The organism is Vibrio zhanjiangensis, assembly GCF_030161235.1.
GTDB lineage: Bacteria > Pseudomonadota > Gammaproteobacteria > Enterobacterales > Vibrionaceae > Vibrio > Vibrio zhanjiangensis.
Map to the genome: position 1 here is coordinate 31,805 of NZ_BSPW01000059.1, position 20,672 is coordinate 52,476.

Here is a 20,672-nt window from a genome sequence, read left to right on the forward strand (position 1 = left end):
AACCACAAGTTCGATTGATGCTCTGTGTACTTAGATGAAGCCATATGGAGTAGGTATAATCCCAGAAAGCTATAGATAAAGTATACCGTTATTATCATTTGTCTGAACCATCAAAATATGGGGTTGCTGCACCTACAGCTGTTACTGAATTCGCAGCGACTTCGTTAGCCAAAGAGGAACCGGACATCGTTCTCCACCCCTTACTAAAATCTTGAGAAGTATAATAAAACAATTTGAACTGTTTAGCGTTAGGGACATTCGCATTCGGTACACTTTTTAGAGTATTTGTTAGTCCGTATAAGCTTGTTGCCAAGTCTACAGAAGCATAGGCCAAATCACCATCACGACGCTGCATACCAAGGTGTTCGGCTCCAGAGCGGTATAGTTTTCGGAGATAACCATTCCCATCACCATAATTTCCTGTGTATTTCCCCTTCCAGTTCTGCACTATATTGCCAGTCATGTTATATGAGTTTTCATATATGTTGTTACCACCATGCGCCATCATGGTTGTGCCTGTACTCGAACACCAAGAAGCACCGACAACAGAGAATATCGAACTGGTAACACAAAGGGCGTAACCTGTTGAAAGCTGCCCAATGCCTGCCACTAAACCGATGCCATATTTTCCGAGTTCAGCGGCCTGATCAATTAAACTCTGCCGCTCTTGCCTGACGTAAGACAACACTTTATCTCTGCTTAAAACGCCTTTGCGATAGTCACTAACCAGACATTTACCGAGAAACCGGTATTCTTCTCTAAAATTGTGCTGAATTGCAGGGTTTGTTAAGTGACTCATGCTGTACATGTTTGCTTGGCGAAGAAGCCCGCGCACAGCAAGCCTGACATCATCTTCCTCGATCTCGTTTTTTAGTTTACTCATTGTTGCGGCTGCTTCGCTTTTTCAGAGAAAGGTTGTAACCAAGAAGCAAAAGCGGCTGTGTTTGCTCCAACATGTCGCCAGTTAATATCACGATACGCAATAATAACCGTTTCGGTCATTTCATTTTCATTAAAATCAATAACATGAGGCATATGAGTGGATACTGAACGAATCAATGCGCCAGTCAGATTAATTTCATAGAAAAGCTCACTGCCTCCTTTGGGGTTAGGTCGATAAAAAGTCAAATGACATTTCAGTTCCTCACCATCTGAACATGCTTGAGCAAGAACCGGAGAAGCTTTATCTACCTTTTTCACGATTTGAATAGGATTATGGATTGAACGATTATCGTAAGCCACAGAATGAGAAAATGATAATACGGTGATTTCATCTTTGTGCCATAACTGGTAGCTGTTGCCCATAGATTCAGGTGTGTTACATCCTGTTGATAAGCACCCACTAGATATACTTTCAATTGATAAATAAGCTATTGCACTCATGGATTTTTCTCTACTCGATAAATGAAGCGGAAATTTTAAGATATTGAGCAACTAGTTTCACCTTTCATTTCGTTCGTTTTACTAGTCAAAAAGCAGGTATTGATTAAGACGGGCAACTTATTGAAAACTGTGGCGGTAGGTCTTTATTTTTGCTTGCCTATTAATGTATTGCATATTTATATTTTCCCAATTTAGCAAAACTACTGATTCAGTTTTGTCCACTAACACTGGACACGCCTTTTGCTGTTTATGGTGTTATCACTCTCATTACTTCCAAAATAGCTTCCTTCTGCTGGTCAGTTAGCTCTGAAAACAGGGCTAACAGTTCGTCTTGTTGTTCTTTTGATAGTTTTTTCATTGGCGGTTGACCCGAGAGATACCAGTGCACGTTAATTCCTAGTAGGTCACAGAGGCGTTCAATTTCTTTCAAGGATCTAGGTTGGCGCGATGTGGTTTCCCACGACTTGATAGTGTGCGGTGATTTATACATCGCTTCGGCGACTTGTTCTCTCGATAGCCCTGCTTTTTCCCTAGCTAAAATTAGCCGCTCTCTCTTCATACCATTTCAACGCACCAACAAAAAATTTGAACTTGGTCAAAAAATACAAACCTGTACCTAACTAGTAATACAACGTGTACATATTTTCCATATGCCACACATGGCACTTAATTAAGCTGGTGAGATGGTTATATTTCATCGTGTTATTAAAAAATGTTAAATAACAAATATATAATTATAATTGGCTAGGTATAAAGATATGAGTAATAAAGCATTACCAGAGCAGAAAGTACTCGCTCTGGCATTATCTCGTTTACAATTGATTTATGATCAGCGGTGTGAGGCTCAACCGCTTAATACGTCAAAGGAAGTTTCAATCGCAGCTTGTATATCTTCTTCAGACAACTCTAGGCGTTCGGCTTGTCGATAAACCGCGGTTATTACACGCGCTCTTTGATTGCTGTTTAGTTTAGTATTGAGTTTCTCTTCGCACTCATCGACCAACTGTACAACAGCTCGCATTGTGGATACGTCTATTGGGTTATCTAGGCGTGTCCCACTTTTGAAGGTCAGCTCAGAAATATCAGACAAAGCACCATCAGTGGTGAGTATAGGGCTAGCCTGATGAAGCAATTGGTATGTGCCTATGTTGCCATTGATAAGAGACTCTTTGTCCTGTTCTGTCATATCAGGAATGAACAATCTACCGTGATGTCGGTTGTAATCATCCAGTGTGTTCAACAAAGCTTCGTCACCAGGGCCAACCAGAACGTGAATGATGCTGTAATCAATCCATTTACCTTTGAATTCATATTGTCCTGGTTGAGTGAGGATAATACATGCCGTTTCGTGATGAGCTAATACATAACCATTCCAAGGTTCGTCTTGAAGCATTGCGCAAACATGATTTCTAAGTGTTTCGGCTGTGCTGAAATGTTCAACTATATAAGGTGAGCCTTCACCTGTGAGTAGCCAGTTAAGGTTTACATTCTCAGCGCGGCGTATTGCGTTTAGAAACTCTGGGCCAGGAGTATGGCCATTAAACATCGCAGTAATACTTGGTGATGTGAAGCCTAGAGACTTTCCCCAAGGTGTTTTTTTTCTGTCTTTGATTAGGAAAACGAGATGTTCTTCAAACTTCATCTTAATAAACCTACTTTTTTGGCTTGTAAATCTTAGTAAACCGATCTAATATCATTTCACATTGATAGCAAAGCTAGATATTCAAAGTAATTAGAGGGGCGTTAATAGCTTTAACTACTTATTATAGAGGATTAGGTCCATGACTAAAGCAAAAAATCCAAATTCTGATCAAATCGGAATTCGCAACTTAGATTTAAGACTGCGTGTAGAGCGTTTGGCAACGTTGGATGATAGAAAAATGACACAAATGGCAGCTCTTCTTCTGCGAAAAGCTGTTGAACTAAAAGAGGAGGAACTAGGTTTACCGCCTATTGATGAGCAGGCGGCTTAGGAGCATTCACTGTGATTCAGAAGGTGTTAACACCTCCTGAAATGGCGATTGAAGTAAGGTCAATCTCTATTTAGGGCTGAAAATCAGCCGAAATTAAAAAAGGAAACAAAAATGAGTGAAGTAATTAGATTTTTTGAAAAAGTCTTATCGTTTGAATTTGGTGACCAGCAACTTCGTACAGCTCTGACTGAGGCAGGGCATCCTATGTTCTGTGGTAAAGATATGTGTCAATTATTAGATCTTTCTAATCATAGAGAAGCGTTAAATCGACTCGATGATGATGAAAAGGGGGTCATTACTACTGACACCCTTGGTGGTTCACAAGAAATGGTATTTATCACTGAATCTGGTTTTTACAAGCTGATTTTTACCAGCCGTAAACCAGTAGCTAAAGAGTTCACTAATTGGGTAACAAAAGAAGTTCTTCCGCAAATTCGTGCGACAGGTACGTATACCTTGGATAGTAAATCAAGCTTGAGTGCTCGGAAGCAATACATTGATTTAGTAAAAGCCATTGCCAAATCGAAAAATGAGTTTGAGAAAGAGGCATTGCAACATGCGCTTTCTGATGTATCACGTCAATTGGGTTATCCATGCACTAAAACCAAAGTTAGTAACGAATAAAGTCAATAGCTAATTTCGAGGGTCAGATCGCCCCCTAAAACCATCATTCAACTTTAAATAAGGAAACAAAACATGAATACAACACAAGTAACAACTCAAATTGAAAGATTTCAGTCTGTAATCGGTGGAGAGCAGCACTGGTGCTCATCTGCAAAAGAACTTCATTCAAAAATGGATGTTGAGGTGGAATTTCCACTTTGGATTGCACAGCACACTAATAATAATTTCTTCCATGAAGGTACTGATTATGTTGTCCAAGCTTCAGGTGATTATTTCATTACAACGCGAATGGGAATGCATTTGATAATGTTGGACAACCACTCAGATTTAAGTCACAAGATGCGTGACTACTTTTTGGAATGTGAAAAAACTATGGGGGTGGCTCACGAACTGAAAAATGTGCTAGGTGACTTAATCAAAGCATAAAGGAAAAACCCTTACGGGACGGCAATCCAGTAAGGGCCTGATGTCTGCAATACGCAGTCTACCAGTAGGGACTTAGAGCGAGGCGGCAACCTCTATGCTCACGGCTCCAACACCATTTCATCCTTACGGTAGATTGTAGCGCAGGCTTCTAAGAATTGGAAACGTATCAATTTTTTAGGAGGCCACATGGCCAATCTATCAATATCAGCACCTTGCAACCCGCAAGTGGTGCACGCTTTACATCAAATGCTAAAGGTATTTGGTAACGTCTCGCAGGTTGAACAGCACCTAAATAAAAGACCGGGTGTATTGTTTAACGAAATTAACCCCAACCAAACTAGCCACAAACTTGGCTTGTTTGACACCATTCAAATGATGCAGCTTACCGGAGATGTTGGCCCGTTACGTGCCATAGCCTGCGAGCTGAACTACTCGATTTACTTCCTTGGAGACTATCGCTCTGTCTCAGACTTAGAACTACTTAACTGTTACAGCACGTTACATGCGGAGATCGGTGATATGAATCGCGCCATCTCAGAAGCGCTAGAAGATGGTGATATCGAACAACATGAGTTCGAACGCATTGAGCGTGAGTTGCAAGAAGTGTTTGCAGCAGCGCTTGAATTACTAGAGCGCTTGCGCTCGCTAGTCAAAGCGTAATCAACGGCGAAGCCAAAGGAGGTAGGCCATGGCCCCAGTATTCCATAACAATGAAGTATCTGATTCAGGAGTGTTTCTCCATTACTTTTCTGAGCAGGAAGAGAAAAAACTATTCAAAACCGTCAAGCAAACTTATGGCATTTACGCCAAGCGCGATTACTACTGGATGCTGCTAATGCGTGAAACCGCAGTGCGTTTAGGTGTTCTCGCAGGGCCGGATGCCAAAAAAGCTAAAGAGAAGAATTTGCCAATGATTGGTTTAACCATTGGCGATGCTGAAGCCAGTTTAGCGGAGGGGTACTTGGTGTATGAAACTGCCAATGCTAAGAACCAAAAGAAGCATCCAATTGCTCTTAACAAGTCAGCAATAGCAGCTCTTAAAGAACTTCTGAAGATCCATAAAAACATGAGCAAGGACATTGAATGGGATACGTCTCGTTTAGAGCGTCCTCTCTTTCTTAGCCGTAATCGTCAGGGAATGAGCCGCCGCAGCTTTCAAGCTCGATTTACTCAATGGTGCCGTTTGGCTGAGGTGCGAGAGGGAACACCACACTGGTTACGTCATTGTTGGGCTATCCGGTTTCTTGAACGCACAACGGATCCCAATGCATTGCGTCGAGTTCAGGCGGTGCTTGGTCATTCTAGCCCTTCGACGACAGCGGTTTATACCAAACCCAATCGAGAATCTCTTGAGCAGGCAATGCAGGAGGCAAGTACATGTTTTCGATAAAACAGCCGAGTTTAAGGCATGTTCCAGCGGATGAGGTTATTCGTGGCAACGTTATTAGCATCGATGGTAATCCCAGAAGTGCAGCCATCGTTGAATCATGTGAAGAACAAGGAGCCAATGTCGTCGTGAAAATCATTGGTGAATCACCAGTGATTCTTAGTAAAGACCGCCGAGTGTCGGTGTATTCATATTCACTCTAATCAGGGGAAATAGACAAATGCAACAAAATTTAAGTTTAGAAGAAATGGTACAGCAGATGCGCAGAAACTCTTTAGCAGCCGCTATGCGAAACATTAATTTGCATGTATTTAACGGTCGAGCAAGTTCATTGCGAATGGCTGAATATTTAGCAGAGCGTTTAAACGTGCGATCTACCGATGTACGCCTATGGCTGACCAGTGGCGGAGTTCCTGAGATATATGCCAATCAACTCCTTGACGTTCTAAACGAGCACTCTGTTTGGGGGCGTCACCAAATACTACCTTCCAAACGTCTAGCACAGAACTACATGGAGGCGACTTATGCCTGAAACACTGATGGCTACAAAGCTAACCGCACCCCAAAAAGCATGCTTGTTTAAGTTAGAACAGCAAATGGTTCGCCAGAAAGGGTTTATCAACCGTGAAGCTTTTGTTGATGAACAGGATATGGTTTTTAAAGAGTGGCAGCTGGCTGGATACATTGAGCTTAACGAACGCGAGATTGCTCACCTTGATCAAACTGAAGTGGCCAACCTGCAGCTTACACATAGTTGTCATATGAGTCATGAGCTTTGGATTACGGCTGCATGCTTAAGGCGATTTTATGCCTACGACTTGTAGCCCATATAAGGGATGGGTTTGCCCCCTTTGGTTTTCTGAGCCAGTCATAACTCGCAGTGCTATGCCATCTGTCACTCTGAGTGAACTGGCCCCTAGTAAGAAAAAAGCGGTTTGGGGGCGTATTCAACAAGAATACCCAATGATGGCGGATCTGTTGAAGTCACATGAATTTCAGCAGGTGAAACAAAATTTAGAACGTCTTTTTGGCCCTGTATCGGTTGGGGTTGAACTACACAGAATTGGAGGCACGCTGTATGGCGTCCGCAGAACAACTAAAACAAAAAATTGACCTGCATGAGTTGGCTGACCGCTTGGGAATGGAGCGGCCAGATCCAAACGGCAACTACCGTGCACCAGATAGACCTGACAAGCATCCTAGTGTCAGTATTTTTAATGCAGGGAAAGCTGGCTATGAGATGTGGAAAGACCACACGTCAGGTGAAAAGGGATCCTGTATTGACCTTGTGATGTATTGCGGTCAAGCGTCTGATACCAGTGAGGCAATGAAATGGCTGCATGAGGAATTTAATATTCCTACTGATGATGTTGTTCCGCAGCAAAACAAGCCACAAAGCCAGTTAGCATGGGTGGCTGATAAGCAGTTATCCATGGCATCTGATGCAAGGGCTTACCTAATTGATGAACGAGGTATTCCAGCTGAAGTTGTGGACATGTTGCAAAAGAGAGGAGCATTCGGCTATAGCGATTGGACTAGCCCTAGCAAGAACGCAGGTGAGCTGGGATACGGTGGTCCGGCTATTACTTTTCCAAGTCGATGTTTGTTCACTAATGAAGTTATGGGTATCGATATACGATTTTTCGATCCAAGTCTAAATGGTGACAATAAGACAAAAGCGATGGGAGAGAAACGAGGCTTCCCATACATTCCGGATAAAGTTGCACTAAAGCGAGCGTCTACGGTTGTGGTTGTCGAATCAGCAATTAATGCTATATCGGCTATTGCTGCATTTGATCCCAAGGGTAAAGGGAAGGCATTAAGTACTGCTATTGCAACCCGTGGCTTAGCGGTTGATGAGATTGATTGGAGATTTTTGGCGGGTAAACAAGTGGTTTGTTGTTTTGACAATGATGAACCTATCGCTGAAGGGCCAAGAAAAGGACACAGACCAGGGCCAGAAGCCGCATGGATAGTCCATGAAAAATGCACTGCTCTTAATATCCCCTGCTTTTTAGTGGACCATAAAAATGGCAAGTGGGAAGGGTTAAATGATCTGAATGACTTCCTTAAGAAGCATGGAACGACGCTGACTAAATACACCTTACTTTATAACTTAGAACAGTGGTTGGTCGCTGGACAGGATGGTGAGTTCGAACATGGAAATGTTAAGCGTTTGCCGCTTCCTAATCATGATCAAAGTCTTTATTGGTTGTTTAGAGTCAAACCTGACTTTACGAGCTATTTAAAAATCGTCACGAACGAAGAGGGCGAACAGAAGATTCCGCAAGATGTGTGCTCTTTTCGCATCGCTGGCTTATCGAAAGTAACTATTTCATCAGCTAACTCTGCAATGACAGGGGAGCCAGATTTACAACCAACAAAAGTGTATTCATCAACAATACAAACACCAGACTCGCCTACAGAGTTGACACGCTTTGTGATGAAGCGCGATCAGCTATATAACGTAGACGTATGGCGTAGAGTTGGCGGCGGAATTTTCAATCCAGGTAAGTTTACCCGAATGATTTCCATCCTCGAGCGTGCGACTCATATTGGTGAGCGCAGCGCAGTGAATTTCGTTGGCTTAGCTTGGCATAACGGGCAAGCGATTTTGAATGAAGGCCCGGACTCGTTCTTTACTGACCCAACACAGCAGTGCCCTTATCACAACCTTCAGTTCCCATCAGGAACACCGGATCAAGGTCTTAGAGTACTAGAGGCTTATCATGCCACTTTTAAAAATAATGCCGCTCTGATGCTTTTGGTTTGGGGGCTTGGCTGTCATATCAAAACATATTTGGGCTTTTGGCCTCACTACATGTTAAACGCAGGAAAGGGTGCTGGTAAGTCAACACTGGTTAAATCGCTAGAGCGTACATTAGCGTTCACGATGTTCTCCGGCCAAAGCTTGAAAACAGAGTTCCGTTTGCTGACATCAATTTCACATACCTCTCATCCAGTTGGGTGGGAAGAGTTATCTGCGCAAGGTCAAGGCGTGATTGATAAAGCGGTTGCGATGCTTCAGGAAAGCTATCAATACACGATTACTCGCCGCGGTACTGACATGACCGAGTTTCTGAGTATTGCGCCTGTTCTTCTAGCTGGAGAAGACGTACCTGTACAGTCTCTGCTTGGAAAGCTTGTTCGTTCTGATCTAACTGGGCGTAAGGGTGAAATGATTCCTGATGACTTGCCTCGTTTCCCAGTTAAAAACTGGATTCTTTATCTGACATCGTACTCTCGGCCTCAAATGAAACGTGCTTATAGAGAGTGTGTGGATTACTTATCTCAACGTTGTATGGCCAAGCCAGATGATAACGGTGCCAACCGTATGCGAGACAATTACGCCTGTTTAATGCTGGCTTGGCGTTTGTTGTGTGAGTTTACAGGCGTTGCGAGTAACTACGGTCATTTTTTGCAGGACTTAGTAACGGAGATGAATGCACATATCCGAGAAACTGAAGCTGAGCGTGAACCATGGGTTTGGATCTTAGAGCTAATTCTTGGTGAGATGGATGCGGCACACTTCCGCCATCCGTATGCATTCGATTGGATTGAAGGTGAGCTGTGTTTGCTGGTTCGTACAAGCCATATTATGCAGCACATCAGCCAAAGCCCAGCACTCAAAGCAAAATTCGACAGTTTGCCGGTTAAGTCTGACCGCATTCTTAAGAAGCAGTTGAAGGAGGCCAAAGTGGTTCTGAAAGATGGCCACGAAAAATCAATTAATGGTAAGCGTGTCGCTAACTTTGTCGCTCTGGGAGTTGAGAACTTGCGTGAATTTGGCTTGTTCCCAGCGGTTCCAGACGATGTTCGTGAGAAAGAAACTAACCAATAAGGAGTACCAGATGCAGTTTGTATCCATAAATCATATACCCGTTAACTTGAACCCACGGCCTGGGGAATATATGCCAATTCCCAATGAGCGAGGAAAGGAACTGGCATATGTTGGGCGGCTTGCTCAAGAAAAGCGCCATATTGCGAGTCTGATTGTCAACTTATACAACTCAAACATCTGTGGTGCTGATATGTACAACTTAATGTCTTACACCAGAGGAGAGTCGTGCAACCTATTACGTGATGGGGTTTTGACACTAATTCAGTGCTGTGGGGCTGTTGAGTCGCATGAAATTTATGGGAGCGACTTTGTGGAGTCTTTGATAGAGCAATGGGATTTTAGAGGGAAACGAACAAATGCAGATTGAATCCGTTGAAAGCACCACGCTCCTGATTACTCAAATCGACGAGTTTGACCCTGTTACGGTTCATTTAGAAAACTATGCCCCAGGGAAAGGAGGAATCACGATCGAGTGCTATGGCAAGGCTTGGTCAAGTAAATGGCCTGCAATGTCTGGGCGTCGTATAGAGCAGTTTTTTGTTGATTGTGATGAGCATTATTTGGCGGGGAAACTATCAAGTATCAGCTGTGAAGTAGATGACTTTGAGAAGTTCGCCAAAGTTGTAAAGCAGAAACTTTTAAAACTACGCCGTGAGAATGATATCGGCAAAAATGAAGCAAGAGAGCTTTTCAATGATATTCCGGATGATTTCGGTGACCGTTTGTATTGTTCTATGTTCGAGCCACTGCTAAGAAAAGTGATTGGCTTTGAGTGGTGGTGGGAGATTCCCTCTAAACCTAACCGCGATTACGAGTACCTGACTCAGTTGATAACACATGTTCAAACTGGTTTAAAAACACACTTTGAGATGAGCAAAGCATGAAAAAGCACCGACTGAAAATTAAACCTGAGTATTTAAACTCAATTATCGAAGGGAACAAAACCTTCGAAATTCGTAAGAACGACCGTGATTTTAAAGTGGGTGATAGAGTGTGTTTAATTGATGAAAAGAACAAACGCTATATCGATATCATCATCAAATACATCTCTGATTATGCACAACAAGAAGGCTATATCGTTTTCTCATTCGACTGGATAAGTGGAGGTAAGTTATTAGGCGAGAGTGGTGTGTTGCCCATGAGTGCCCCTGAACTAGTTCGATCCATAATTAAGGACATAAAAGATGGCAATAAAAGCACTTAATCATACAGCAAACTAATGGCGCCAGCGTTATTAATCTTCGATGCTGACAATTATAGGTGTCTAGCTATACCAGAAACCGAAAGAAGGTAAACCTATGAAAAACCAATTAACAGATTTGAATAACCATTTATTTGCTCAGATTGAACGTTTGAGTGATGAGGATCTAAAAGGTCAAGCACTAGAGATGGAAGTTACTCGTACGAAAGCCATAACTTCTGTCTCTCAGCAGATAGTCAATAATGCTCAACTTGTTCTTCAAGGAGCAAAATTTAAAGCTGAGTACGCAGGGAAATATCAGGTACCTATGATGGAGGACAAGCGCAATGCCTAAAGGAGTTTGTCACCAATATACGGAAGAGCAGAAGAGTTTTCTAAAAGCCAACTATCTACTTCCTCGAAAAGAACTTACAGCACTGTTCAACTCTAAGTTTGGTCTTGAACAAAGTCAGCCAGCGATATCTGCTTATTGTAAGCGTCATGGGTGGTTGACAGGCCGTACAGGATGCTTCGAAAAAGGTGAATTGCCCTGGAACACCGGAACCAAGGGAGTGTGTAAGCCCAACTCTGGAAGCTTTAAGTCAGGACAAGTACCACACAATAAAAAAACCCTAGAACACGAACGGATTTGTACAAAAGATGGTTACATTCTAATTAATGTTGCTGAACGAAACCCACATACTGGGGCTGATACACGTTATCGACCTAAACACTATGTTTTATGGGAAAAAGAGAACGGTAGAGTACCAAAAGGGATGATCTTGCGATTTATTGATGGGAATAAATTGAACTGCCAACTATCTAATCTTGAATGTGTGTCTCAGTCAGTGAATCTGAGAATGAATCAGAACCGAGTTAATGAGCTACCGAATGAACTTATGGAAACAGGCCGCTTATTATCAAAACTAGAAGTCGCTGCTTTTGAAGCAGGTAACCGTAATAACCAAGCATAGAGGAAGCAATATGTATTTATCAAATTTACAACTCATCATGATGTCTGAAGTGAACCAGCAGCAATCAACGGGCTACGAGTTAACTAAGCTACTTTTAGATAAAGGCTGGAAGGCATCACATCAACAAATCTATCGTGATATGTCCAAGCTAGAAAAGTTAGGTTTAGTTTCGTTGGAAGAGGTCCCTCAGTCGGGTAAACCAGACAAAAAATTATATTTGTTAACTTCAACTGGTAAAGAACAGCTTACTAATGCTCTCGATTCTGAACCTTCAATCTCTAGGATTCAAGATGAGGCTTTGGTTCACTTATTCCTCGCTAATAGTTACTACTTTGAGCAATTGAAAAATTTGTTGAGTGATCAAATTACAACTATGAGCAATCAGGCGAAGAAAACAGATATTTTGTCTGCTCTAGCCGTTTCTAGAGAGCTTAACCACCTGAAATCTGAGTACGATTGGACTGTACAGGTTTTACAGGAATTAACGCTTAAAGATGGCAGCATAAAGGCAGCATAGACGGCAAAACTATGCTTTAGGCTCCAACAAACCTATGGGATTTCATAGATCGTCCCATAGGTAATTTACTCCCGCAGGCGGCAACTTGTGGAGTAAATAGTAAACAATTTTATTCTAAGTCATTGAATTTATTTTAATGGCTACTTTCATCCCATAGATTCACAGGTTTTTCCGGCACTCTGTGGGGGAGGAACTTTTATGTTAATGAAACTCAACCAATGGCGAAAAGAAAGATTTCCGAAAGGAGGTGCGCCAGATGTACGTATCTGTCGTAGGGAAATCGATTTGGGTACGTTGCCAGGTAAGAAAATTGGTCACACATATTATGTTGATATTGAGAAAGAGAAACAAGCGTCAGGCGACCCTATGCTTGATGACTTAATGCAACATTAAATAGATTTGAGGTGACCGTGCCCAGACCAAGAAAATTAGAAAACAGAGGCCTGCCAGAGGGCCTCTATCATAAAGGTGTTAAAGGCTATGTATTTAAGCGAATAGACAACACTTGGAAATCTTTAGGCCATGATAAGGCTAAAGCTGTAGTACTAGCCAAACGTTACAACGCAACGTTTCGTGTAGATTCAGAATTGACTCATGTGATAACAGAGTTTTGTCCGAATAAAGGTTCATCAAATGGGTCTCCGCTTTCTGAGTTCTTTGATCGCCTACGAATTAGATATGAGGAAGATGAGCAACCATCAAAAGAGACGCTAACGCTATTTTTGAATAGGTTAAGCAAACTCGAGGAAGTATTGGGTGATCGTATTGGGGATAGCGTGACACTGAGTGATGTAAATCATGTGCTAACGCTGTTTACAACTGATAAATCAAACGAAGTTTACAATCGTTGGCTTGGATTTATGGTAAAGGTCTTTGATTACGCACTTGATGAAGGAGTAATGACCGATAATCCAGCACGGAGGAAGAAAAGCCGTCGAATTGAGGCCAAGCGTAGAAATCGTCTTTCACTGACAGAGTATAAGGAAATATGGCTTGCAGCGCCGTTATGGCTGAGAACAGCAATGGCTTTATCTATTGAAACCACTCACTCAGTAAATGAAGTGTGTTCAATGAAGTACACTGATTTTGAACAGCTGAATCAACCCGTAGTAGAGCAGGGCTTGAAAATTTATGGATATCTTAAGATTCATCGTCAGAAAGTGAAAGACAAAGAAGCAAGCCGAGTTCGAATTCCTGTCACAGAGTCGTTACTTCAAATCATCAGAACAAGTAGGGAAGATGACGTCGCTTCACCTTATATTGTGCACCGTATTCCACTCAAGCGCAGTAATGAAGTGAGTCAGAATTGCGATCATTACACTCAAGTGAATAAAAAGTATCTCAGCAAGCAATTCTCAATAGTACGGGACAGAGTCGGTGTTCAAGACAACCTAGCTTCTGACCAAAGGCCTACTTTCCATGAAATAAGGGCTCTAAGCATCCACCTATATGACAAAGCTGGGTATGACCCACAAGCTCGTGCTGCCCATACAGATTCGCGTAGCACTGAAGTTTACAAAGAGGGTCATATTCATTGGGTTACCGTACCAGCTGCTGAGCTTTCAGTTGTGTGAGTTTTGGAACCGTTTTGGAACCGTTTTGGAACCAGCCACTTTCGGCTGGTTTTTGTTATTCAGATTAATGAATAATGGTGCAATTTAAATACAAAAAAAGCCTACTAAAACTAGTAGGCTTTTTTCTAAATTTGGTGGGTCCGGGCGAACTCGAATCGCCGACCCCCGCCATGTCAAGGCGATACTCTAACCAACTGAGCTACGGACCCAAATTTATGTTCTTTGCATATTTATGCTTTAAGGAGTGGTGGGTCCGGGCGAACTCGAATCGCCGACCCCTACCATGTCAAGGTAGTACTCTAACCAACTGAGCTACGGACCCATTCCTTAAGAACGAGGTGGATATTACCGAGACTTTGATTGGTGTGCAAGTGCAAATTGTTGGTTTTCAAGTTGTTTGCTTCACAACTAGGCAATTTGGTGCTTTTTTGGACTTGAAGGGCCGAAGTTTGGCGTTGAAACTTCGGCCTATTGGCTTATCGGCCGCGACCGTCAACCATGACGATTAGGGTCTTGGTAATGATACTAAAGTCCATCATAATCCAAGATTTAAGAGAGCGAAGTGAGAGGGCATAGCTGTGGTCATAACCGACTTTCTTTCTTACGTCATCGATACAGGTATCGTAACCTTGGTTGACTTGTGCAAGGCCTGTGATTCCGGGCATAACACCGTAAGTTCTATCGGCAAAGTAGGGTATCTCAGACTCTAGTTTGTTGTAAAAGCTTGGACGCTCAGGTCTTGGTCCTATGATAGACATCTCACCACGCACTACGTTAAATAGCTGAGGGATCTCATCCAAACGAGTTTTGCGCAGGAAACGACCTACCTTGGTGATCCTGGGGTCGTTTTCCGTTGCCCATACTGCCCCTGTGCGAGTTTCTGCATCCACATACATGGTACGAAATTTAACAATTTCAAAGAACATCATTTGCTTAGGTGTCGACTTCCCGACCCGAAGTTGTTTGTAGAACACAGGTCCTTTGGAATCTAACTTTATCGCCAGTGCAATTAATGGCATCACGGGCGATAAAATGAAGAGTCCTAGCAAGGCAGCGAGAAAATCAAAGGTACGCTTTGCTAACCAGATTGAATATAGAGAAGATGCATTACTCATGAGATACTCCTTTTATTGAATTCGTTTCCAACGGGTAGATTCTAAGCCGAACAGATAGCGTAGGCCGCCGATCAGGTTGGCGGCGTGTCCCGCCACTATGTATGTCAGCAGCTGACAGTATTTATGCTTAAATATTTGTGGGAAAAAATGCCCTAAACCAGCGAGGGTATAGACAGAAGCCTGAGCAATAGTTGCCATGAAAAACACCGGATGATTGATAAGGGCGATTGATAGCGCCAAACAAGCAATCATAAGATAAGGGGCGATGAGTCTAAGGCCTTTTCCCGAGAAGAAGGCAAAGGCTACGCCTCTGTGTTTGGGCAGAAATAGGTCAGCTAAACGAACAGCTTGCTGCATGTTACCAGCAGAAATTCTTAACCGACGTTTAAAATCTTTGTCACAAGACGTGGCTTCGAGTTCCAAGGCGATCATATTTTGGTCGTAGTGCACTTTATAGCCTTTGCGTATGATTTGCATTGGGATAATAAAGTCGTCATTGATGGTGTTTTCCTGTAAAGGCTCAAACAATTTAGTTCTAAACATGTAAAGTGCACCGTGTGCGCCTAAAGTGCTGCCCAAACTGGCTTCGCTTAGCTTCATTTTGCTTTGGTAATGCCAATACCTCTCTTCACCTTGACTGCCAGTTGACAGAAGCCGGTAGTGCCCGTTGACAGCGCCAACACGGCTATCTTGAAAATGTCTGTTGGCAACCAGTAGAGCGTCAATAGAGATAAGTGCTGAAACGTCACTCATTGCGGTGATTTCGGATGTAATGGTCTGCATTTGGTCATTAATCAACGCCACTTTGCCCCTATTTTCCTCGAATGCACGTATTTCAAAGTGTGTATCACAACAAATAGCCTCTTGAATGGTATCTTGAGCGATTTGTACGGTACGGTCTGTACAACCGTCGCAGGCAATAATGACTTGATAATGCTTTTTGGGATAATCAATCGATGCTAGATTGCGGATCTTTTCAGCAATCCATTTTTCTTCATTATATGCAGGTACCAATATAGTTACGTCTGCACACTCGACATCATCCTGACCTTTTTTGTAGCCACGCTCTACATGCTGTATCGCCGTAGCTGGATGGTGTTTGGAATACCACGATAGAATCATTGGGTAAACCACATGGTGGTAGATAATCAAAGCTGCGCTTAATGTGAAACCAGCAGCGATAATGATGTCGATCATGCGAATTTCTCCTGTGAAAGGGCATTGTATGCTTCGACCATTTTTCGAATGTCATTATTGATGGTGACAAAACGGCGCGGTGAACGGTCTGAATTGTGCTTTAACTGTCTATTAATATTGTTTGCTAAAGCTTGGTGATCTCCGACTTGTGAAAGAAGCCCTGTATCTGGGCACAGTGTTTCTTTAGTGCCGCCCACATCATGTGCAACGGTAGGTATTCCACAAGCTTGAGCTTCTAATGTTGCAAGAGGGAAGCCCTCGCATCGAGAAGGGAGGCAAAAAACGTCAAGAGCGCGGTAAAAATTTGGCATATCATCTACTAAGCCAAGAAAATAAACACGGTCACTAATGTGGAGATCTTTTGCCAGTTGAATGAGCGTCTGACGTTTGGTTCCATCTCCTGCAATCACCAGCTTGACCTTAGAATCGACAAATGGCATCGCTCTTAACAGCAAATCATGACCCTTTACTTCTTCTAAGCGGCCAGCTGAACCAATAATAGTATCGCTTAACAACAAGCCTAATTGTGTTCTGGCGTTTTTTTGATTTCCGGGTGAGAACCGTTCACAATCAACCCCGTTTTTAATCACCGCGACTTTATGATATTTGAGTTTTGTATCGAGCTGCATTTTTACCACATCGGCGTCAGCAACCACTTGTGGATGAGTCAGGGCTAGAATCGCACTTTGCAGTAGGCGGCGCTTAGGATTATTAAGATGCCATGCATCATGCTCGGTATGAACGAGGTTTTTGATACCAGCCAATCTTGCTGCGCTTGCGCCATATATAAGTGGACCAATATGATGGGTGTGGACCACATCAGGTTTCACTTGTTTGAACAGACGATAAAGAGACAGAACCGTTTTTTTGCTAAGGCCAGCAGGCTTACCCATGAAGACAAGTTTATGACTGATGTTTTTAAGTACGGACCAGTTTTTAATCGCATCTTGTTTGTTACCCTCAAGGCTCACGATTAAAACATTAGATTTTGATGAAGCAAACTTGAGCATATTGATCGCTAAAGTTTCTAAACCACCGGGAGATAGGTGCTGGACAACATGGATGACAGTATTGGTATGCTTCTTCATTATTAGTTCCTAAGTGAACGAACCTAATACGCTTAAAGCACATCCTATGCCAAATAAAAAAGCAATGTTAAACAGTAAGTTAACATTGCTAATGGTGGTTGTATCATTTTGAGATTCATTTAGGTATGAAAGGGTTTTATTTTGGGAATAATCGCTATGACTTGCTTGCCCGTAAGTGTTTCTAACTCGTTCGGACTTCTTACGGATGTATTGAATAGTTCAATGATTATTGCGATGCCACAGCCTAGTCCAATACCAGCAAAAAGCCCTGCGGCGATAAAGATGATAATAGGCAGATTTGCTGGAGCACTTGGGGTGAATGGAAGGTCGATGATTTTTACCCGCTTATTTTGCTCGAATACACCAAGAGAACCTGTAAGCTGCGCCATTTCGTATCGCTGGATCAACTCGTCATAGAGTTGTCTTTTAATTCTTACATCGCTTTGAAGCTGAAATATGTCTTTGGCATTGTCGCCAAACTTATTTGCTTGTTGCTCTAATTCAGAGATCATGGCTTTAAGGCTTTTGGTTTCTTCACTTAAGGCTTCAAACCTTCCACGGACAACTTGTAAGTTATGCAATTGAGTAACAAGTAATGGCTGAATCTTACTCATATCAGATAAGGTGTTGCTACTGGCGATGTCCCAAAGCTGCTCGCTACTGATATTCGGCTGCTCAACGGATAATAGTTCAGTACGTTCGTTTTCAAGGCGGCGCAGCTCGCGCTGCTTACCTATAACTGCGCTGTGGTTGTCGGTATATTTGGCTCTTAAAGATGACAGCTCACTTCTAATCTCTATGATTTGATCTTCAATCTTACCAACAACAGGGTTGGTTCTGGATAACTGTTGATCAAGAGAGCCAAGGCTTCGAGTCACACCAGCCAGTTCGGCTTCTTTTTCTGCAAGGCTTTGTTTTAAAGTGGCTAACCGAGTTAGGCTTTGATTTTGCATTTCCGGTGTCACTGCAGCGTTGATATTTTTAAAGTTGGCTAGAGCCGTTTCGGCTTGGTCCAAAGCTTGTCGACGTTTTTCAATATGCAGTGTTAAAAACTCACTAGAATCTTTAATCGATGATCGTTCTGGTGCGAGCATTTGTTCAATAAAATGTTCACTAATGGATTCGAGTAACTCTTTCATTCCGTCCGGCTTAGAGGCAGTAAGCTCAATTTTGAGAAAATCTTTGCCAGGTTGAGTGACAGTGAGGCTCGCCGCGAGCTGAGCAATCACTCGATCGATTTGTTGTGGAGACATTTTATCATTTGTTAAGCCTCGCTCTTCGGCGACCGACCTAAGAATATGCCGGCTTTTTAACAGTGTCCGCAGCGCAGTTAAACGTTCTTTGAGCATGGTGGAAACTGCGAGATCTTCCAAAAATGGGTTCATTTTGGCTGTTTCTTGAATGAGCATGCTGGTGTGTGAGATGTATTTGGCTGGTGCCATTTTACCGACAAAATATCCTGCTATTGGCATAAACAATATCGGCAAAACGATAATGTACCTTTGGCGCCAAGCGGCGTTCAAAATGACAATGAAGCGAAGCTTAAGTTCATTCATAGAGACTCCAAAAGCCTATTGACTGTTTGAGTTCGAGCATCCCAACTTTCACTACGAACTATCTCTGAATTACCTTTTTGTTTAACCATTACATCATCCAGTGCTTGCTTAAACTCTGATTCATCGTTCACCAGGTTTACATATGGTTTGTATCTTTCCAGTGCAGGGAAGGGTGTAGTAATAACAGGAGTGCCTGCTGCTAGATACTCCATGAGTTTTAAAGGGCTGCAAGCCATAATTTGCTGATTGAGTTTAAAAGGAAGTAAGCTGGCATCCCAATGCTGACTGTAACTGGGCAGTTGATGGTGAGGTTTGGGACCAAGGTAATAGACATTCGATAAATTTGGTAATGGGTTATAACCTAACTCGATTGGGCCAATGAAAACGAAATCCCAATTTGAGTTGCTGAGGCAGATTTTCGCGATTAATTCGTAATCGAGCCAGTTTGAAATACTGCCATAAAATCCTGCGATAGGGCGTCCATTGCTTGGCAAATCCGATGCTCGCTTAGCGCTTTGGCTAAATAACTCATAGTCGACACCATGTGTGATAAGTGTCGTTTTGGTTGAGTCAAACTTACGACATATCGCTGGACTTGCCCCTAAGATTAAATCAGCGATATTGGCAAGTTTGTTTTCGTGAGTCGAGATTGTATGGTGATCGACGCCCGCTAGCGATGCAAAGTCGTCACCGCAATAATAGACTACAGCTGTTTCACCCAAGTGTCCGCAAAGATCAGCAGCGGTGGGAAGAGAGGTCCATAAAATAGGATTCACCAATTTAAGCTTATCGATGATTGGCTTAAGTTGAGTTAATAACATTGTTTTAGCGATGGTTCTTGCCCATGTTGATTTTGGTGCCGGAATGGTCTTTAAATTGACAATCGTGATATTGCTTGGATGCGGCCGAGATTCTGACGAATAGCCACGCTTACTTAGACCGAGTAATTTGCCAACAGCACGTTTTACATCGTTTGTATTGAATTTGGGTTGGCGCAGGCCAATAGAGTTAACCCAAAGTATTTTTCGGTCCTTCGCGAGTCTGGATACGATATGTTGAGTGCTCGAAGGTAGTCCACCAAAGTCCTCGCCAAATACGATTAAATCACGACTCATAGAACCTCCTGCTCTGCCAATTTTCGAACAATTCGTGCAGGGTTTCCTGCTGCAACAACAAATGGGGGCAAGCTTTTAGTAACAACGCTTCCCGCGCCTACGATTGTTCCCTGACCAATAGTGACATTGGGACACACGGTTACGTTGGTTCCAAGCCAAACATCCTTTTCCAGTATAATGCTCCCCACATCCTGATCTTTGTCACCTGCGCCAGCTGCTCTTTGCTCTGCATTCAATGAATGTCCTGAATATCCAAATAAAAATGCCCTTCCTGCCATTCTGACATTATCGCTGATCACCACCTGTTTCCCGACCGCAATCGTGGTCTGCCAGCCAATATCAACGTTATTACCAATGATAAGCTCTGGCGCCCTTGACTGAGGGCGGCCACTAAAGGTTGTATGCCCTGAAATTCGACAATCATCACCAACAACCAATTTCAGTGGGCCAGTAATAAGCGGGACACCCCCGAATAAATAGAGGCGTTTACCATAGGTGGCTAAGCGCCCTTTAAACGCTGGTGTGTATATAAAGACGCGCATTAAGGCAGAACTAGATGTTGTTACACCAGTATAGATGATAGAAATCAGCTTATTGAGCAAAGAAGGGGTAGGGAGATCACATGCTCTGATGTATTTCAAAATGCAAAACAGTTTGCGACAAATAGGATTTGGGTTTTCTTTGAGCCATAATTTTATGTCGTTTATTTGAGCCGCCAGCAT

General features: G+C 42.8%; 28 protein-coding genes and 2 tRNA genes. 18 read left to right on the plus strand and 12 right to left on the minus strand.

Translation table 11 applies throughout. From position 1 onward, the window contains the following. Positions 1 to 94 precede the first annotated feature (94 nt). The 4 genes from QQK21_RS13740 to QQK21_RS13755 form a co-directional block, all read right to left on the minus strand. A complete protein-coding gene (locus tag QQK21_RS13740; RefSeq protein WP_284192759.1) occupies positions 95 to 883 on the minus strand; it encodes a DUF4225 domain-containing protein in 789 nt (262 codons plus the stop codon). Continuing rightward, entirely contained in the window at positions 880 to 1,383 is a 504-nt protein-coding gene (locus QQK21_RS13745; protein WP_284192760.1) for an Hcp family type VI secretion system effector, read from the minus strand. The genes QQK21_RS13740 and QQK21_RS13745 overlap by 4 nt, the downstream gene beginning before the upstream one ends. A gap of 247 nt (positions 1,384 to 1,630) precedes the next feature. After that, positions 1,631 to 1,942, minus strand: coding sequence for a helix-turn-helix domain-containing protein (locus QQK21_RS13750; RefSeq protein ID WP_284192761.1), 312 nt, complete (start codon positions 1,940 to 1,942; stop codon positions 1,631 to 1,633). A 285-nt stretch (positions 1,943 to 2,227) separates the two neighbouring features. Then, a complete protein-coding gene (locus tag QQK21_RS13755) occupies positions 2,228 to 3,025 on the minus strand; it encodes a transcriptional regulator (protein ID WP_284192762.1) in 798 nt (265 codons plus the stop codon). 139 nt (positions 3,026 to 3,164) lie between these two features. On the opposite strand from QQK21_RS13755, the gene QQK21_RS13760 reads away from it, so the two are divergent. The 18 genes from QQK21_RS13760 to QQK21_RS13845 all read left to right on the plus strand — a co-directional run bounded on the left by QQK21_RS13760 (position 3,165) and on the right by QQK21_RS13845 (position 13,879). Continuing rightward, positions 3,165 to 3,356 (plus strand): hypothetical protein, encoded by a 192-nt coding sequence (locus QQK21_RS13760; protein WP_284192763.1) that lies wholly within the window; start codon positions 3,165 to 3,167, stop codon positions 3,354 to 3,356. Between the two features lie 111 nt (positions 3,357 to 3,467). Then, positions 3,468 to 3,980, plus strand: coding sequence for a BRO-N domain-containing protein (locus tag QQK21_RS13765; RefSeq protein ID WP_284192764.1), 513 nt, complete (start codon positions 3,468 to 3,470; stop codon positions 3,978 to 3,980). A 72-nt stretch (positions 3,981 to 4,052) separates the two neighbouring features. After that, on the plus strand, positions 4,053 to 4,406 hold the full coding sequence (locus QQK21_RS13770; RefSeq protein ID WP_284192765.1) for an antA/AntB antirepressor family protein: 354 nt from the start codon (positions 4,053 to 4,055) through the stop codon (positions 4,404 to 4,406). Between the two features lie 186 nt (positions 4,407 to 4,592). After that, a complete protein-coding gene (locus QQK21_RS13775; protein WP_284192766.1) occupies positions 4,593 to 5,066 on the plus strand; it encodes a phage regulatory CII family protein in 474 nt (157 codons plus the stop codon). Between the two features lie 28 nt (positions 5,067 to 5,094). Then, positions 5,095 to 5,796 (plus strand): tyrosine-type recombinase/integrase, encoded by a 702-nt coding sequence (locus QQK21_RS13780; RefSeq protein ID WP_284192767.1) that lies wholly within the window; start codon positions 5,095 to 5,097, stop codon positions 5,794 to 5,796. Further along, a complete protein-coding gene (locus QQK21_RS13785) occupies positions 5,784 to 5,996 on the plus strand; it encodes a hypothetical protein (RefSeq protein ID WP_284192768.1) in 213 nt (70 codons plus the stop codon). Before QQK21_RS13780 ends, QQK21_RS13785 begins: the two co-directional genes overlap by 13 nt. Positions 5,997 to 6,013: 17 nt before the next feature. After that, positions 6,014 to 6,325 (plus strand): hypothetical protein, encoded by a 312-nt coding sequence (locus QQK21_RS13790; RefSeq protein WP_284192769.1) that lies wholly within the window; start codon positions 6,014 to 6,016, stop codon positions 6,323 to 6,325. Continuing rightward, complete coding sequence (locus QQK21_RS13795) at positions 6,318 to 6,617, plus strand: adenine nucleotide alpha hydrolase family protein (protein ID WP_284192770.1); 300 nt, start codon at positions 6,318 to 6,320, stop codon at positions 6,615 to 6,617. The genes QQK21_RS13790 and QQK21_RS13795 overlap by 8 nt, the downstream gene beginning before the upstream one ends. After that, on the plus strand, positions 6,601 to 6,906 hold the full coding sequence (locus QQK21_RS13800) for a hypothetical protein (protein ID WP_284192771.1): 306 nt from the start codon (positions 6,601 to 6,603) through the stop codon (positions 6,904 to 6,906). The genes QQK21_RS13795 and QQK21_RS13800 overlap by 17 nt, the downstream gene beginning before the upstream one ends. Continuing rightward, on the plus strand, positions 6,872 to 9,634 hold the full coding sequence (locus QQK21_RS13805; protein ID WP_284192772.1) for a toprim domain-containing protein: 2,763 nt from the start codon (positions 6,872 to 6,874) through the stop codon (positions 9,632 to 9,634). Before QQK21_RS13800 ends, QQK21_RS13805 begins: the two co-directional genes overlap by 35 nt. Positions 9,635 to 9,644: 10 nt before the next feature. Next, on the plus strand, positions 9,645 to 10,001 hold the full coding sequence (locus QQK21_RS13810) for a hypothetical protein (protein WP_284192773.1): 357 nt from the start codon (positions 9,645 to 9,647) through the stop codon (positions 9,999 to 10,001). Further along, positions 9,991 to 10,518, plus strand: coding sequence for a phiTE_072 family protein (locus QQK21_RS13815; protein ID WP_284192774.1), 528 nt, complete (start codon positions 9,991 to 9,993; stop codon positions 10,516 to 10,518). Before QQK21_RS13810 ends, QQK21_RS13815 begins: the two co-directional genes overlap by 11 nt. After that, complete coding sequence (locus tag QQK21_RS13820) at positions 10,515 to 10,838, plus strand: DUF3850 domain-containing protein (protein ID WP_284192775.1); 324 nt, start codon at positions 10,515 to 10,517, stop codon at positions 10,836 to 10,838. Before QQK21_RS13815 ends, QQK21_RS13820 begins: the two co-directional genes overlap by 4 nt. 94 nt (positions 10,839 to 10,932) lie before the next feature. After that, the gene (locus QQK21_RS13825) at positions 10,933 to 11,169 is read left to right on the plus strand and encodes a hypothetical protein (RefSeq protein ID WP_284192776.1); all 237 of its coding nucleotides are present in this window, start codon (positions 10,933 to 10,935) and stop codon (positions 11,167 to 11,169) included. Then, positions 11,162 to 11,788, plus strand: a complete 627-nt coding sequence (locus tag QQK21_RS13830; protein WP_284192777.1) for an HNH endonuclease signature motif containing protein — start codon at positions 11,162 to 11,164, stop codon at positions 11,786 to 11,788. Before QQK21_RS13825 ends, QQK21_RS13830 begins: the two co-directional genes overlap by 8 nt. Before the next feature lie 10 nt (positions 11,789 to 11,798). After that, positions 11,799 to 12,305, plus strand: coding sequence for a PadR family transcriptional regulator (locus QQK21_RS13835; RefSeq protein ID WP_284192778.1), 507 nt, complete (start codon positions 11,799 to 11,801; stop codon positions 12,303 to 12,305). Between the two features lie 198 nt (positions 12,306 to 12,503). Then, positions 12,504 to 12,698, plus strand: a complete 195-nt coding sequence (locus tag QQK21_RS13840; protein WP_284192779.1) for a hypothetical protein — start codon at positions 12,504 to 12,506, stop codon at positions 12,696 to 12,698. A 17-nt stretch (positions 12,699 to 12,715) separates the two neighbouring features. Next, on the plus strand, positions 12,716 to 13,879 hold the full coding sequence (locus QQK21_RS13845; protein ID WP_284192780.1) for a site-specific integrase: 1,164 nt from the start codon (positions 12,716 to 12,718) through the stop codon (positions 13,877 to 13,879). 132 nt (positions 13,880 to 14,011) lie between these two features. Here the strand turns inward: QQK21_RS13845 and QQK21_RS13850 are convergent. The 8 genes from QQK21_RS13850 to QQK21_RS13885 form a co-directional block, all read right to left on the minus strand. Beyond that, positions 14,012 to 14,088, minus strand: a tRNA-Val gene (locus QQK21_RS13850). A gap of 36 nt (positions 14,089 to 14,124) precedes the next feature. Then, positions 14,125 to 14,201: transfer RNA gene (locus tag QQK21_RS13855), tRNA-Val, on the minus strand. Between the two features lie 154 nt (positions 14,202 to 14,355). Continuing rightward, on the minus strand, positions 14,356 to 14,994 hold the full coding sequence (locus QQK21_RS13860; protein WP_284192781.1) for a sugar transferase: 639 nt from the start codon (positions 14,992 to 14,994) through the stop codon (positions 14,356 to 14,358). A gap of 12 nt (positions 14,995 to 15,006) precedes the next feature. Then, a complete protein-coding gene (locus tag QQK21_RS13865) occupies positions 15,007 to 16,191 on the minus strand; it encodes a glycosyltransferase family 2 protein (RefSeq protein WP_284192782.1) in 1,185 nt (394 codons plus the stop codon). Further along, positions 16,188 to 17,279 (minus strand): glycosyltransferase, encoded by a 1,092-nt coding sequence (locus QQK21_RS13870; protein ID WP_284192783.1) that lies wholly within the window; start codon positions 17,277 to 17,279, stop codon positions 16,188 to 16,190. The genes QQK21_RS13865 and QQK21_RS13870 overlap by 4 nt, the downstream gene beginning before the upstream one ends. 119 nt (positions 17,280 to 17,398) lie before the next feature. After that, the gene (locus QQK21_RS13875; RefSeq protein WP_284192784.1) at positions 17,399 to 18,835 is read right to left on the minus strand and encodes a GumC family protein; all 1,437 of its coding nucleotides are present in this window, start codon (positions 18,833 to 18,835) and stop codon (positions 17,399 to 17,401) included. Further along, positions 18,832 to 19,950 (minus strand): glycosyltransferase, encoded by a 1,119-nt coding sequence (locus tag QQK21_RS13880; RefSeq protein ID WP_284192785.1) that lies wholly within the window; start codon positions 19,948 to 19,950, stop codon positions 18,832 to 18,834. The genes QQK21_RS13875 and QQK21_RS13880 overlap by 4 nt, the downstream gene beginning before the upstream one ends. Beyond that, positions 19,947 to 20,672, minus strand: coding sequence for an acyltransferase (locus QQK21_RS13885; RefSeq protein ID WP_284192786.1), 726 nt, complete (start codon positions 20,670 to 20,672; stop codon positions 19,947 to 19,949). The genes QQK21_RS13880 and QQK21_RS13885 overlap by 4 nt, the downstream gene beginning before the upstream one ends.